Source organism: Microbacterium sp. NPDC055665, from assembly GCF_053618035.1.
The window spans coordinates 36,632-50,839 of sequence record NZ_JBSHGY010000007.1; the positions used below are offsets into that span (position 1 = coordinate 36,632).

Here is a 14,208-nt window from a genome sequence, read left to right on the forward strand (position 1 = left end):
CTGGCGCGATGAGCACTGAGGCTCGGCCCGAACGAGCATCCGTCCGCCTCTCCCCGCGCACGATCGTGCTGTACGCGATCGGGTCGCTGGGGACCGGCGGCTACGCCACCCTGCCCGGGCTGGTGCTGACGTACTTCCTCACCGACAACCTCGGTGTCGCCGCGCTGGCGGCCGGACTCATCGTCACCGCCGCGAAGATCTGGGACGTCCTGATCGACCCGTTGATCGGCGCCGCGTCGGACCGTCAGCTCGCCCGCACCGGATCCCGTCGGGGCTTCATGGTGACCGGCGCCCTGGCCCTCCCCCTGTTCTTCGCGCTCACGTTCGCCGTGCCGCCGTCCTGGGGCCCGGTCGCCGGGGCGATCAGCGTGCTGCTCGCGTTCCTCGCCACGGCGACCGCGTTCAGCCTTTTCCAGGTGCCGTATGTCGCGCTACCCGCGGAACTGACCGGCGACTACGACGAGCGCACCCGGCTGCTCGGCTGGCGCGTGGTCGTGCTCACCGCGGCGATCCTGCTGTTCGGCGCCGGCGGCCCCGCGCTGCGCAACGCCGGCGACGACCCCGTCGTGGGGTACCTCCTGATGGGCGTCGCCTCGGGCGTCGTGATCGGGCTCGGCATGCTGATCGCCTCCCGGACGGCGACCGTCGCCGCCCGGCGCACCGAGGCGGCACCGGCCGCCGCGATCGCCGACTCGACCTGGCGCGATCAGTACATGTCGGGTTTCCGCGCGTTGCGCCGCAGCCAGCCGTTCCGCGCCCTGCTGGGCACGTTCGTGCTGCAGGCGCTCGCCACCGGCACGATGCTCGCCGGTGCGCAGTACGTCGCGACGTGGGTGCTGCGCAGCGAGGACGCCGTGACGTTCGTGTTCGTCGCCCTCGTCGGGCCCGCGCTCCTCGCGACACCGGCCTGGACCGTCATCGCGCGGCGCGTCGGCAAAGAGCGGGCGTTCGCGATGGCCAGCATCCTGTTCACCGCCGCCGCGGCGACCCTCGTGTTCGCGGTCTGGGCGCCCGGCGCTTGGATCTACGCCTCGGTCGCGGTCGCCGGCATCGCCTACGCCGGGCTCCAGTCGCTGCCCATGGCGATGCTGCCCGACGTGATCTCCCACGACGAGCGCACCACCGGGCCGGGACAGGCCGGAACGTTCACCGGCATCTGGACCGCGGGCGAGACCGTCGGCTTCGCACTCGGCGCCACCGTGGTGTCACTGACGCTAGCGACGACCGGTTACATCTCGACAGTCGCGGGCACCACGGTCGAGCAGCCGGATGCCGCGATCACGGGCATCGTGCTCAGCTTCAGCATCCTGCCCGCCGTGCTGATGGCTGCGAGCCTGCTGACGCTCCGGCGCTACCGCCTGCGTCGCGCCGACATCGAGGCCGTCGGAACCTCCGACGCCTAAGCTGGGATCCCGTCCGAAGGAGACGCCGATGACTTCTGCGAGCACAGCCCCCGCCCCTGCATCCGCCTCGAAGAGCACGCCGACGAGCCAGCCCGCGTCGCTCAGCGAGGGCGAGCGGGAACGCCTCGACACCGCGGTCGACGACCTGCAGACCGGATCGCGCACCTGGTCCGCCCTCACCGTCGCCCAGCGGGTCACCCTGCTCCGCGCGGTGCGCACGAGCGTCGCCGCCACGGCCGAGGACTGGGCGAACACGGCGGCCGCGTCCAAGGGGCTCGACGGGCAGCACCCGCTGCGCGGCGAGGAGTGGCTGAGCGGGCCGTACAACGTGCTCGGCGCCCTCGATGCCTACATCGAGACGCTCTCCCGCCTGGCGAAGGGCATGAACCCGCTCGACGGCATCACCATCGACCGCGCCCCGGGCGGGCGCACGCGTGTGCACGCCTTCCCCCTGACCGGCATCGACCGGTTCCTGCTGTCCGGCTTCACCGGCGAGGTCTGGCTCGAGCCCGGCATCACCCCGAACGCCGCGCGAGCCGGTGCCGGCCTCGCGCAGCGCACCCCCACCGAGCCGGGCGGCGTCGGACTCGTGCTCGGTGCAGGCAACGTGACATCCATCCCGGTCCTCGACGTGCTGTACGAACTGCTCGCCCACAACCGCACCACGCTGCTGAAGGTGAACCCCACGCAGGACGCCCTGGTGCCGGTGTACAAGCGCGCACTGGCGCCCCTCATCGAGCCGGGGCTGCTGCGCATCGTCCGCGGCGGCCCGGCGGTCGGCGCGTACCTCACCGGCCATCCCGGGCTCGTGCACGTGCACATCACCGGCTCCGCGGCGACGTTCGACACGATCGTGTGGGGGCCGTCGAAGGGCGATGGCGCCGCAGCGACGAAGCGCCGCCGCCGCGAGAACCGCCCGCAGCTGAAGAAGCCGATCACGGCCGAACTCGGCGGGGTCTCCCCCATCATCGTGGTGCCCGGCGCCTGGACGGATGCCGACCTCACCTACCAGGCCGAGCACATCGCGACCATGCGCCTGCAGAACTCCGGCCACAACTGCATCGCCGGGCAGGTCGTCATCATGTCGTCGGATTGGGACCAGGCCGATGCGTTCCGCGCCGCGCTGCGCCGTGCGTACGCCAATGCCCCCGAGCGGCCCATCTGGTACCCGGGGTCGCCCTCGCGGATGGACCTCGCGACCGATGCCTACCCCGACGCGCTCGTGCTGGGAGACCGACTGCTCGTCGAGATCGACGCCGACGACGATGCCGCCGCGCTCGAGACGACCGAGTACTTCGCGCCGGTGCTGGGCGTGGTCACGGTCCCCGGTACGGGCCAGGAGTTCCTGGACGCCGCCGTCGCCCACGCGAACGACAAGCTCCAGGGCACACTCGGCGCGAACCTGCTGATCGATCCGGCGACCGAGAAGTCACTCGGCGCCGGCTTCGAGCGCGCGATCACGGCTCTGCGCTACGGCTCGATCGCGATCAACGGATGGACCGCCTTCGGCTTCATCACCCCGACCCTCACCTGGGGCGCCTTCCCGGGCGGCACCATCGACGACGTCGGCAGCGGCATCGGCGTGGTGCACAACGCGCTGCTGCTCGACGGGGTGGAGCGCTCCGTGCTCCGCGGACCCTTCCGCCCGTTCCCGAGGTGGATCGCTGGGTCCCTGAGCTTGTCGAAGGGCGGCGGCGGACGCCTCACGATCCTGCCGAAGCCGCCGTGGTTCGTCTCGGCCCGCACGGGAGCGGCCGTGAGCGAGGGGCTGACCCGCCACCGTGCGAACGGCGGCGTCATGGGACTCCTGAAGACGCTGACGAAGGCACTGCAGGCCTGAGGCCGAGACTCAACGGGCAGCGCGGGCGAAGCGGTCGGTCGCGGCGCGCAGCGCCTTCTGGGTGCCGGGCTCGGTGGCCGCGTGACCCGCATCGTCGACCACGACGAACTCGGCCTCCGGCCAAGCGCGGTGCAGGTCCCACGCGGTCATCATCGGCGTCGCGACATCGTGCCGCCCCTGGACGATGACGGTCGGAATGTGGCGGATGACGTCGACCCCGGCGATCAGCTGCCCCTCCTCCCACCAGCCGCGGTGGACGAAGAAGTGGTTCTCGATGCGGGCGAACGCGGTCGCCTTCTCGGGGTCGGACATCGCCGCGATCTGCGCGGCATCCGGGGTCAGCGTCACGGTCGCCGCCTCCCAGCTCGACCAGGCGACGGCAGCCGGTACGTGCACGGCGGGATCCGGGTCGAACAGTCGCCGGTGGTACGCCTCGATCATGTGCGAACGCTCGAGCACCGGGATCGGCGCGAGGAAACTCTCCCAGAGGTCGGGGAACAGCGCGGCGGCGCCGCCCTCGTAGAACCACTCCAGCTCGGCGCGGCGCAGGGTGAAGATCCCGCGGAGCACGAGCTCGGTCACGGCATCCGGGTGCGCCTGCGCATACGCCAGCGCGAGGGCGCTCCCCCATGACCCGCCGAACACCTGCCAGCTGTCGATGCCGAGGTTCTTGCGCAGCAGCTCGATGTCGGCGATCAGGTGCGCGGTCGTGATGTACCGGAAGTCCGCGTCGGGCGCGCTCGCGTGCGGCGTGCTGCGTCCGCAGCCGCGCTGGTCGAACAGCACGATGCGATAGACCTCGGGGTCGAAGAATCGGCGCTGCCAGGGCGAGGTGCCGCTGCCGGGCCCGCCGTGGAGGAACACCACCGGCTTGCCCTCGGGGTTGCCGCTGACCTCCCAGTAGACACGGTGGCCGTCGCCGACGAGCAGTTCCCCGGTCTCGTGCGGTTCGATCGGTGGATACAGTGCATCCGTCGTCTTCTTCTTCATCGGTCCCCCAACCGGTCGTGCTGACTCCTTCGTCAACGGTAGCGGTTCGCGTGCGGCACTACGGGTCGAGCTGATCGGCTGGCAGCGTCAGCACCTGCTCGCAGACGCCGAGTCCGTTCTGATAACCCTCGGCGAACCAGCGCTGCCGCTGCTCGCTGGAGCCGTGCGTCCAGCTCTCCGGGTTCGAGAAGCCGGACTGCTCCTGGATGTGGTCGTCGCCCACCGCGAACGCCGCGTTCAGCGCATCGACGCGCTGCTTCTCCGTGGTCGGCTGGAGGTACGGGACGCCCTTCTTGTCCTTCTCCTCCGAGATCCGTCCGATCCAGGCACCCGCGTAGCAGTCGGCCTGCAGTTCCGTGCGGACGCCGTTGCTTCCGGGACCGGTGCCGTTGTTCGGGTAGTCGTCCATGACCCCGGTGATCCACTGGATGTGGTGGCCCCACTCGTGCCCGACGATGTAGAGCTGGGCGAGTTCGCCAGCGGATGCGCCGAACTGCTCCTGCATCAGCTGGAAGAATGTCGGGTCGATGTAGACCGTCTCGTCGCCCGGGCAGAAGAACGGCCCGACCGCGTTGGATGCCGTGCCGCAAGCGGTGTTCGTCGCACCGTCGACCACGATGAATCCGGGCTTGCGGTACCCCTCGACCTCGTCGGCCCAGAACTCGTCGAGCACGAGCTGCGCACCCGCCATGCGGCAGTCGACGTCGGCGTTCGCCTGCGCGCCGGTGTCGCAGTTCTCGATGACCGATCCCCCGGCCGGCTCGTCGCCTCCGCTCGGTGCCCCGCCGCCGATCAGTCCGGTCAGATCGATGCCGAGCAGCGGTCCGGCGATGAGCGCGATGATGCCGAGCACGCCCACGCCGACGCCTCCCGCGATGGCTCCGTTGCGGCCGCGGCGACGCGTGGTGTTGCCCGAGATGTCGGCGTCGGGATTGAAGGTCATGCGTCGAGGGTACTCCGCGCGGGGACCGGAGAACGGTCGTAGGCTCGGAGCATGACGACCACGATCACCATCACCGGCGCGGGCGGACAGATCGGCTACGCACTGCTGTTCCGCATCGCGGCGGGCGACCTGCTCGGACCGGATGAGAAGGTGCGGCTGCGGCTGCTGGAGATCCCGCAGGGACTCGGCGCCGCGGAGGGTGCGGCGCTCGAGCTGCAGGACGGCGCGTTCGGGCTGCTCGAGCACGTCGAGGTGACCGATGACGCCGCCGTGGGGTTCGATGGAACCGACCTCGCGCTGCTCGTGGGCGCCCGCCCGCGCGGACCCGGCATGGAGCGCGCCGACCTGCTCGCGGCCAACGCCGGCATCTTCGGCCCGCAGGGAGCGGCCATCGCGGCGAACGCAGCATCCGGCGTGCGCGTCACGGTCGTCGGCAACCCCGCCAACACCAACGCCCTGATCGCGTCCGCGGCCGCCGATGGCGTACCCGCCGAGAGGTTCACCGCACTGACCCGGCTCGATGAGAACCGGGCTCGTGCCCAGCTGGCGCAGACGCTCGGCGTTCCCGTGCACACCGTGCGCCGGGTGCCCATCTGGGGGAACCACTCGGCCACGCAGTTCCCCGACATCTCGCACGCGACCGTCGGCGGGAAGCCGGTCGCAGAGGCACTCGAGCAGATCGTCGGCGACGTGCCGGCCTGGCTCGAGACGACCTTCATCCCGCGGGTCGCCAAGCGCGGGGCGGAGATCATCGAGGTGCGCGGATCGTCGTCGGTGGCCTCCGCGGCGAGCGCGACGATCGACCATGTCCGCGACTGGGTGCTCGGCACCGACGAATGGACCTCGGCGGGCGTCGTATCGCACGGCGAGTACGGCGTGCCGGAGGGCCTCATCTCGTCGTTCCCCGTGCGCTCCGTGGATGGGGAGTGGCAGATCGTCGAAGGCCTCGAGCTGAGCGACTGGGCGCGGGCGCGGGTGGATGCGTCCGTTGCCGAACTGATCCAGGAGCGCGAGACGGTTCAGGCACTCGGCCTGTTGTGAATCGGGTCACCGCGGCACTCTGCGACAGGGCAGAATGGATGCCGGAGGTGCGCGATGAGCGAGACGATTGATCCCACGAAGACGGCCACGTCGGTCGAGGAGGCTCTCACGAGTCCCCTGCACCTGCCGCACGACGCCGCGACCTGCCCGAAGTGCTTCACCGAGCTGCAGCAGAACCGCAACTTCTGGACCGCACGCCCCGACGGCTCGCGTCTGGTCGGTCTCGTGGTCGCGCGCGAGGGGATGCCCACGGTCGTCGAGCAGCGTGACGACCTCACCCGCTTCGGTGTGCCGATCGAAGGCTTCCGTCACCCGGCGCCCGACATCCTGGAGAGCTGGAACGACCGCCTCGCGCGTCTCATCTCCACGCTGAAGCACGGCGACGTGCTGGTCGTCGTGAACATCAAGGCTCTGGGTCGCGACGCGGATGAGGGCGCGCGCACGGTCGCCGAGCTGCGGCGTCACGGCATCATCGTGAAGGTCCTCGGCCACGACGCCCGCCACCTCGCCGACGCAGCGGCGCGCTGACGCCGGCCCCGCGCGCAGACGCTACGGCGTCGTGGTGGGCTTCGGCGTCGGGCCGAAGGCCGGCTCACCCGGCGTCACACCGAAGAACAGCGGATCGCTCGGCGACTCCTCGCGCGGAAGATATCCTTCCGAGAGGTTGGCATCGCCGAACAGCTGGTCGCCCAGCTCGTAGCGATCTCCCGGCCAGCACCTGGTCGTCGCCGTGACCGACACGGAACCGTTCGCGATGAACGTCACCATCAGCAACGAGAAGTCACCCTGCTTGCGCACGATCACGTCGGTCGACTTCGACTCGCCCGATCCGAGTTCCATGCCGTCGAGCTCATAACCCGCATCCATGAGGTACTTCTGCACAGCGGCGCTTCGCTCGGCGTGCTGCTCCGGGTCCACTTCCGTCGATCTGGCAAGAGAGAACTTGTAAGAACCGTCCGGGCACCCCGCCCCCGAGGGCTCCATGCCGAACGAGCCGCCCGGAGCCTCCCACGGGCCGTCGAAGATCAGCGCCTGGGCACCGTTCGTGACTTCGCGATAGTCGAGGTAGTGCTGCTTCGCCTGAGCCACCAGGTCATCGCCTGTGGGAGTCGCCCGTCCGTCGCCATCCGTGCATCCGGTGAGGGCGAGCGCCAACACCGCCGTCGCCGCAAGCGTCTGCCAGCGCCTCGCCATCCGCATCCCCCTTGCCTGCGGCGCTCGCCACATCCAATCCCACGACTAGCCGTTGCCCACGATGTAGGCGACGATACGGAACTCCGAAGAGGCCCGCGCACAGACGCTACGGCGTCGTGGTCGGCTTCGGCGTCGGGCCGAAGGCCGGCTCGCCCGGCGTCACGCCGAAGAACAGCGGATCGCTCGGCGACTCCTCGCTCGGCAGGTACCCCTCGGAGAGCGTGGCTCCCCCGAACAGCAGCTTGCTGAGCTCGATACGGTCGCCCGGCCAGCACTTGGTCGTCGCCGTGACCGACACGGAACCGTTCGCGATGAACGTCACCATCAGCAGGGAGAAGTCACCCTGCTTGCGCACGATCACGTCGGTCGACTTCGACTCGCCAGATCCGAGTTCCTGGCCCTCGACGTCGTAGCCCGCGTCGGTGAGGTGTTCCCGCACGGACTCGCTCAGTGCCGGATGCTCGGCCGGATCCACCTCGGTCGATCGGGCGAGGTCGAACTTGTACGAGCCGTCCGGGCAGCCGGCGCCCGACGGCTGCATACCGAAGGTACCGACCTCCGCCGACCACGGACCGTCGAAGATCAGCGCCTGCACGTCATTCGTCACGCCCCGGTAGTCGAGGTAGTGCTGCTCGGCCTGAGCTACCAGCTCATCGCCTGTGGGCGTCGCCATGCCGTCTCCTTCGTTCGCGCATCCGGCGAGGGCGAGCGCCAACACCGCCGTCGCCGCAATGGTCTGCCAGCGTTTCTTCATCCGTGCTCCCCCGCCTGCCTCGACGTCGCCCTACTCATCACAGCGGTTCGCCGTTGGCCACGATATTGGCAATGTTACGGAAGGATTCCGAGTCTCTCGCGAGGTAGCCGTTGTCTTCTTCCCACCAGCCCCAGACACTGTTGCCGCCATCATGGGACGCGTGACCCGGGGTCCCGAGTCCGTTCTCGGTTCCGCCATCGAGTTTCGGCACCGTTCCGCCGTCGCTCTCGAAGCTGATCGCTCCCGGCAACTCCTCGGGGTTGGTGCCGTGCCCGAACGAGCTGTGTTCACCGTAGCGGGCGACCAGATCACCAGGGGCGCGCGACGCGTAGATCTGCGTCCCGGAGTAGTCCATCGGGTCATCGCCGGTCCAGTTCTGGTGGTAGCCGTCCGGCACACCCGCTGAGCCCACCGCGATCAGGTTGTCGACGCCGAGGTTGTCGGGTGATCCGCCCACCGCGAGGAACGCCGTCGTGCTGCCGTACGAGTGACCGATGACCGAGGTGGTGACGCTCGACGACACTTCGTTGTCGAGCCCTCTCAGCGTCGCGCTGAGCGTCGCGGCGCCTTCCGTGGCGCTGCCCATCGTGTGCTCGGTGAGGAGGTTCGGCGAGTCGTAGCCGTACCAGGCGATGGTCGCCGAGCGCACCCCGGCGTCGTTTCCGTAGTCGTCGGCGTAGCCGTTGAGGTTACGTGCGCTCTCCCCCCAGGCTTCGAGATCCTCCAGGCTCGAGAACATCCCTCCGACGAGCACGTTGACGTTCGTGATCCCTTTCATCGGATCGATCGGATTCCCGTTCTCGTCCGTGATGCTCACGCCGTACATGACCGCCGCGGTGGCCTGCGGCTGCTCGAAGGGGTTGAACATGAGCAGCTGGCCGTCGAAGTCGGTCAACTCAAGGCCGAGTGTGGCGAACTGCGTGTCGAGCGGTTCGCCGTAGGGACCTCCGTCGATCACCTTGTCGTATGCCGCCTTGTTGGCGATCATACGATCGAGGTACGGAACGCCCTCGAGGTTCCCGATGAACCCGGGGTGCGTCCGGTGGAGCGCGTCCCGCTGCGCATCGGTGAGGCTGTCCCAGATCTCCGTCACCGCGGCCGGGCTGTCGGCGTTGGCCAGCGCATCGATCGCCGAGAGGGTCGACTCGCTGAGGGTCGTGCCGTCCGAGCGCACGAGCGCGGCGACCGCTGCGCCGTACGCCTCATCCCACAGGGAGTACGCGGCCTCCCAGCTCTCCCAGAGACCTTCGAGGGCGCTGCGGGTGGAGGCGAGGACGCTCTCCGCATCGGTCACGTCCTGCTCCGCCGTCGCCCGCGTGCGCGCATCGTCGTCGGGGGTGCACAGCTGCTGCTGCGATTCGGCGGTGTCGAGGTTCGTGACCGCCGCCTCGTTCGCGGCATGCGCCGCCTCGATGTCGTCGATGAGGTCGTTCGCGGCCTTGGCATGCGTGGCGACGGCCTCGCCGTAGGCGCGAACGACGTCGGCGATGCGTCCGAGAGTGGCGATGGTCGGGGTCATCCGACTCGCGAGGGCACCGGACTCGCTCTGCACGAGAGTGATGCTCTGCCCTCTGCCCTCCAGCCCGCCGTCGATGTTGCGCAGCACGATCTTCGCGTCGCCACCCGCGTCGCGAAGCGTGCCGATATCGGCGTGGATGCCTTCGAGCTGGCCGCTGTCGTACTCGATCTTCTCGAGCGTCCACCCGCGGTTAGGAGAGGTCAGAGACATAGTCCGCATCCCATCCGCTACCCAGCGACACGTCGAGGTCTTCGAACGACGCGTTGATGGTGGTCAGGCGGTCGGTGATCCCGATGCCGGCGAGGTGCTGTGCCCGGGCCTCGAGCATCGCCTGCCCGAGCGCGTTCTCGAGCATCACCCGCAGCCCGGTGCGCCCGACCGGGTTTCCCACCCCGGTGTCACGCGCGGCGACGTCGTTCGCGTACGTGACATAGTCGCCGACCGATTGGCCGATCTGCAGGATCGCGCCCTCCAGCGCCTGCTTGTCGATCTCGACGTCTGACATGGCCACCCCCCGGTTCTGCCCTGATCAGCATATCGGGGGCCCTCCGGATCACCGATGGGGAGAACTGCCCATCGGACGGGCACGAGAAAGGGGCCGACGGCGAACCGTCGACCCCTCCCGAAAACCGTCTGTGTGTCAGCTGCCGGCGAGCTGCTGGTCCAGGTCCTGGATCGCACGCATCATGCCCAGCAGCGACTCGGACATGTCGTTGATACCGTCCACCGCGGTCTTCAGACCCGTCGTCAGCTCCGTGTACCCCTCACCGAACTTCCCCGACGCGTGCTGCGTCTTGAAGTCCTCACCCAGAAGAGTGTCGACCTGACCCTTCAACGTGTCCAGCTGACCCTGAATGTCATCACGAGCCTGCGACAGCGACGACGCCACCTGCTCCATCTCTGCATAAGACGCACCGAAATCGGCCATCGTCCACACCTCCGCTAGTTGAGAGAACCGGACCCCTCCGGCCCGAACACCCCCACCCTACGAGCATCCGACGGACACCGTCGATGGGGACAACTCCCCATCCCGAGCCGAGGGCCGCTCAGCCGCCGTCGGTCGGCGCCTGCTCGGCGGCGACGGGGACCGCCGCCTCCTCGGCCAACTGCTCCCACGCGAAGGTCGAGATCATCGCATCGCTGAGCAGCTCGATGCCGTCGAGCACCTCTGCCGGGATGACGTCGCCGTCAGGGATCACGATCGTGGAGGTGAAGACGAGCGCCTTGCGACGCAGCGTCCCCGGCACCGGGATGATGTACGTCACCGTCCGGCCACCGACACCGTCGATCGCCTGCGCGCCGGCAGGCCGCTTCGTCTCGGCCGACCAGCGGACGATGTGCTTGAGATTCTCGTCGAGGAAGACCGCGCCGCGGGTGCGGAACGCCTCCGTCACCCACGCATCGAGATTTTCGCCGTCGGGCGCATCGAGCGCAGAGGCCGTGATCGAGAGGGGCAGCAGCTCGTCCATCGGCACATCCTCCTGCCGATAGATCGCGAACACCTTGGTGCGCCGCATGCCCTGGTTGGCCTGCGCCATCATCGTGCGGAACTCGGCGTCCAGATCGGGGCGCCCTGCCTGCATGAAGATCGCGCTGGCCTTGCGCACATCCTCCTGCTGCCCCGCGTTCGTCGGCAGATGCGTCGCCCACCCCGGGGGCAGGACGAGCCGGAAGGGCGGGATGCCGAAGCGGAACTCCACACCGAGGTCGTTCATCTCATTCATCGCGTCTGCGCTCGCTTCTTCGCGCGTTCCTCGACCACGGCATTGCCGGGGAGGGCGACCGCGCTAAGGCGCGCCGTACCCAGCCCAGAGCGCTTCGCCCCCTTTGCCACCGACCGAGCTATCGGCCGAGAGTCGTGCGACGCTGCAACGGCCAGTTCGCGCCAGGTCGTCAGCATCTCGTCAAAGATCTCGTTGCGCGCAGCGCGGTTGAGCCGTGCGAGACGCCGCCGGGCCTTACGCTGCGCATGCTCGACGACAGACCATTCGGCCGCGGGATTGAGCTTGATCTCGGCCAGTCGATCCACCAGCTCATCGAGCAGCCGGTCGACCTCTTGTCGCACCGCAGGCAGGCGGAGCAGCACGCGTCGCTCTTCCGCATTCCACGCCGCCGTCACAGCCTGCGCGCACACATAGCAGGTCCGCTTCGGGAGATTGCGCGTGGAGGCGTATCCGCAGGAGCAGCGATCCACGACGGCATCGAGCGCCTGATCCAGGGTTGTCTGGTCGCCCGATGCGGTGCCAGCGTCGTTCACCGCTTCCAGGGCATCGAGAAGCGACGCGGCCCCGGGCGCGTCGACCTCGCCGAGCAGCGCGTCGTACGCGGTCAGCTTCAGCGCATCTCGCGCGCTGATCCATCGCTCGACCTCTTCGCCCGGAAGAATGCCGCGCACGGACGCGGCGTAACCCGCCAGCGCCGTGCGCTGGATGGAAGCCACATGTTCGGTGAACGCGTCGGCGTCCATACCGCGCACGGCATCGGTCCGCTCGATCAGGCCCCGGATTTTCGCCGCACCTGCGTGTACAGCATTCGCATGGCGGTCAGCCAACGCCGGATACCGCTCGAAGAGCTGCGTTTCGACGCCGATGAGGTCGTATCTGCTCACGGTGCGACCGCCACCGGCCGCGGAAGTCGGATCCCCGGGATCAGACGCATGAGCTGCTCCTCGAACAGGACGAAAGCGGGAAGGGTCGTCCCCAGCGTATCGATAAGGATGCTCCAGGTGCCGTCGTTCAGTCGCACAGTCCATTGCGTGATGAGTACCGGGAGTTGCCCCTCGAGTTGGGTGGAGCGACGTACGAGGAACCCACCGCCATGCGTCTCGGTCCGCAGCGGCACCACATCGAATCCAGCGGAGAACCGGGCGTCGTCAAAGACCTCCTCGTTCGCTTCACTTCCAGGCCCCGAGGCTCGCGACACAGTGATCGTCACGAGGAGATCGCTGTACATGTTGGCCGGTGCGAACCACAATCGGGTGACACCGTCTTCGGCCTGCGACAGCAGAGCGCTCGCAGTCGTGCGCAGCAGCGCAAGGCTCTGCGGATCGGACATCGCGCTATGGGGGAACCTCTCGAGCGCGGCATCTGTCCAGACAGCGGCCGCATCGAGGCCGATCCGGCCCCCCTCCGCTTGCGGGAGCGGGACAAACCAGGCGGCGTCGAAGTCTAGGTCCCAGACAAACGCTGCATCCGCTGACATCAGAGCAGCCCGTTCACGAGCCCTGCGGGTGACAAACCGCCGGATGGCTTGCCATTACTGGAGAGCCCCACTGCGCGGTCGGACCACTTGAACGTGTTCCACGCGGCTTCGAACATCGAGTTGGTCGGTGCCTTGGCGACGTTTGCGAGCCCCTCTGGCAGCGTCGATCGCAACACCTCTTGGAATCGCGGGCCGGTCGACGACACCGCGTCATTGAAGGCGACCTGGAACGACCGATTGGCGCCGAAGAAGAAGCGCTCGCCCAGTCCACCGACGACGTTGTTCCCTAGCTGACGGACACCGGACACCCCCGACGCATATGCTCCGAAATTCTGGGAGACGATACCGCGCCACGGCGACGTGGTGCCGGCCAAGCCCCGGAGTCTTGTCATCTGCTGCACGGGATTGCGGAACTGCGCGACGAACTCATCGACGAACTTCACCTCGCCTTTGAAGATCTTGCCGAGTTTGCCCACAGGGAGGATGCCGATGATGGCCCAGCCGAGATCGCCCCAGCCCTTGCGCCCGTCGAACATCAGGGCGACCGTGAGGGCGAGCGCGATGACGCCGACCACCAGGGCCGCGATGGCGAAGAACGGTCCGCCGATGATCAGGCCCAGCACGGCGATCGCGAGCCCCACCCAGCTCACCCACTCGGCCACGACGGCGAGGACACCGGCGACGTTCTCCCATGTGGAGTCCTCGCCGATCTTGTTCGCATCCGTCAGCCCGGAGACGGCGGCCTCGTAGGCCTCGTGCCAGGTGTCGTACTCGCCGTCGAAGGCGTCGAGGTTGTCGTTGTGCGTCGTCTCGGCGGTGTTGAGAGTCGACACCGCACCCGAGGCCGCGTTGGCGAGGTTCGTTCCGGCTGTCGTGCTCGCCGATGCGTCTTCGGGCGCCGGCGGGTTCAGGCGCGTGGACGTGTTGTGCGCCTGCAGCGCGTCGGCGGCGTCGGCCGCGTTGGACTGCGCGGTCTGCAGCTCGGTGAGGCTCGTCTGGCAGTCCGCCACGATGGTGCGCATGCGGCTCTGCGCGGTCTCGAGCGCCGCGGCGTAGTTGCTCAGCGTGGTGCCGGCCGGCTTGTAGCGTCGGCCGGCCTCATCGAGATCTTTGTGGACGTCGCCGACGACATCCTTGATCTTGTCCATGGCGTAGCCTTCACCATCGACAGAGCCGTCCTTGATGTCCTTGAGCGTCGCGGCGGCGCTGACCATGCTGTCACCGAGCTCGACGATCTTCGCCCCGCGGTCGGCGATCGCCACGGCCTCTCCGGGCACGACCTCGACGTCACGTCCCTTGTTCGTCTGCATCTGCTTCTCTCCC

At 68.6% G+C, this 14,208-nt stretch carries 15 protein-coding genes; 4 read left to right on the forward strand and 11 right to left on the reverse strand.

Features of this window, described 5'->3' with window-relative positions; all coding sequences use genetic code 11:
- Positions 1 to 8 precede the first annotated feature (8 nt).
- Together ACWGO6_RS15020 and ACWGO6_RS15025 are read left to right on the forward strand one after the other, a co-directional pair.
- The gene (locus tag ACWGO6_RS15020; RefSeq protein WP_452327101.1) at positions 9 to 1,403 is read left to right on the forward strand and encodes an MFS transporter; all 1,395 of its coding nucleotides are present in this window, start codon (positions 9 to 11) and stop codon (positions 1,401 to 1,403) included.
- A 28-nt stretch (positions 1,404 to 1,431) separates the two neighbouring features.
- Positions 1,432 to 3,243, forward strand: a complete 1,812-nt coding sequence (locus tag ACWGO6_RS15025) for an aldehyde dehydrogenase family protein (RefSeq protein WP_452327102.1) — start codon at positions 1,432 to 1,434, stop codon at positions 3,241 to 3,243.
- Between the two features lie 9 nt (positions 3,244 to 3,252).
- On the opposite strand, the gene pip is transcribed toward ACWGO6_RS15025, so the two are convergent.
- Positions 3,253 to 4,233: a prolyl aminopeptidase gene (pip, locus tag ACWGO6_RS15030; RefSeq protein WP_136040998.1), complete on the reverse strand. Its 981-nt coding sequence runs from the start codon at positions 4,231 to 4,233 to the stop codon at positions 3,253 to 3,255.
- A 58-nt stretch (positions 4,234 to 4,291) separates the two neighbouring features.
- Positions 4,292 to 5,176, reverse strand: a complete 885-nt coding sequence (locus ACWGO6_RS15035) for a neutral zinc metallopeptidase (protein WP_136040999.1) — start codon at positions 5,174 to 5,176, stop codon at positions 4,292 to 4,294.
- Positions 5,177 to 5,227: 51 nt separating this feature from the next.
- On the opposite strand from ACWGO6_RS15035, the gene ACWGO6_RS15040 reads away from it, so the two are divergent.
- Both ACWGO6_RS15040 and ACWGO6_RS15045 read left to right on the forward strand, forming a co-directional pair.
- On the forward strand, positions 5,228 to 6,217 hold the full coding sequence (locus ACWGO6_RS15040; protein WP_136041000.1) for a malate dehydrogenase: 990 nt from the start codon (positions 5,228 to 5,230) through the stop codon (positions 6,215 to 6,217).
- Between the two features lie 54 nt (positions 6,218 to 6,271).
- Positions 6,272 to 6,745, forward strand: a complete 474-nt coding sequence (locus tag ACWGO6_RS15045) for a recombinase family protein (protein ID WP_136041001.1) — start codon at positions 6,272 to 6,274, stop codon at positions 6,743 to 6,745.
- Between the two features lie 21 nt (positions 6,746 to 6,766).
- Here the strand turns inward: ACWGO6_RS15045 and ACWGO6_RS15050 are convergent, their stop codons facing one another.
- The 9 genes from ACWGO6_RS15050 to ACWGO6_RS15090 form a co-directional block, all read right to left on the reverse strand.
- The gene (locus ACWGO6_RS15050) at positions 6,767 to 7,411 is read right to left on the reverse strand and encodes a hypothetical protein (RefSeq protein WP_452327103.1); all 645 of its coding nucleotides are present in this window, start codon (positions 7,409 to 7,411) and stop codon (positions 6,767 to 6,769) included.
- 106 nt (positions 7,412 to 7,517) lie between these two features.
- Complete coding sequence (locus ACWGO6_RS15055) at positions 7,518 to 8,165, reverse strand: hypothetical protein (RefSeq protein WP_452327104.1); 648 nt, start codon at positions 8,163 to 8,165, stop codon at positions 7,518 to 7,520.
- 37 nt (positions 8,166 to 8,202) lie between these two features.
- Positions 8,203 to 9,894 carry an alpha/beta hydrolase gene (locus ACWGO6_RS15060; protein WP_452327105.1) on the reverse strand — a complete coding sequence of 564 codons (1,692 nt, stop codon included), beginning with the start codon at positions 9,892 to 9,894 and terminating at the stop codon, positions 8,203 to 8,205.
- The gene (locus ACWGO6_RS15065; RefSeq protein WP_136041004.1) at positions 9,875 to 10,195 is read right to left on the reverse strand and encodes a hypothetical protein; all 321 of its coding nucleotides are present in this window, start codon (positions 10,193 to 10,195) and stop codon (positions 9,875 to 9,877) included. The genes ACWGO6_RS15060 and ACWGO6_RS15065 overlap by 20 nt, the downstream gene beginning before the upstream one ends.
- Positions 10,196 to 10,324: 129 nt before the next feature.
- Positions 10,325 to 10,612: a WXG100 family type VII secretion target gene (locus ACWGO6_RS15070; RefSeq protein ID WP_028501988.1), complete on the reverse strand. Its 288-nt coding sequence runs from the start codon at positions 10,610 to 10,612 to the stop codon at positions 10,325 to 10,327.
- A gap of 118 nt (positions 10,613 to 10,730) precedes the next feature.
- Complete coding sequence (locus ACWGO6_RS15075) at positions 10,731 to 11,408, reverse strand: hypothetical protein (protein WP_452327106.1); 678 nt, start codon at positions 11,406 to 11,408, stop codon at positions 10,731 to 10,733.
- The gene (locus tag ACWGO6_RS15080; protein ID WP_136040585.1) at positions 11,405 to 12,292 is read right to left on the reverse strand and encodes a hypothetical protein; all 888 of its coding nucleotides are present in this window, start codon (positions 12,290 to 12,292) and stop codon (positions 11,405 to 11,407) included. The genes ACWGO6_RS15075 and ACWGO6_RS15080 overlap by 4 nt, the downstream gene beginning before the upstream one ends.
- Complete coding sequence (locus ACWGO6_RS15085; protein ID WP_452327107.1) at positions 12,289 to 12,738, reverse strand: hypothetical protein; 450 nt, start codon at positions 12,736 to 12,738, stop codon at positions 12,289 to 12,291. The genes ACWGO6_RS15080 and ACWGO6_RS15085 overlap by 4 nt, the downstream gene beginning before the upstream one ends.
- A gap of 146 nt (positions 12,739 to 12,884) precedes the next feature.
- Positions 12,885 to 14,195, reverse strand: a complete 1,311-nt coding sequence (locus ACWGO6_RS15090) for a hypothetical protein (RefSeq protein ID WP_452327108.1) — start codon at positions 14,193 to 14,195, stop codon at positions 12,885 to 12,887.
- Positions 14,196 to 14,208 lie beyond the last annotated feature (13 nt).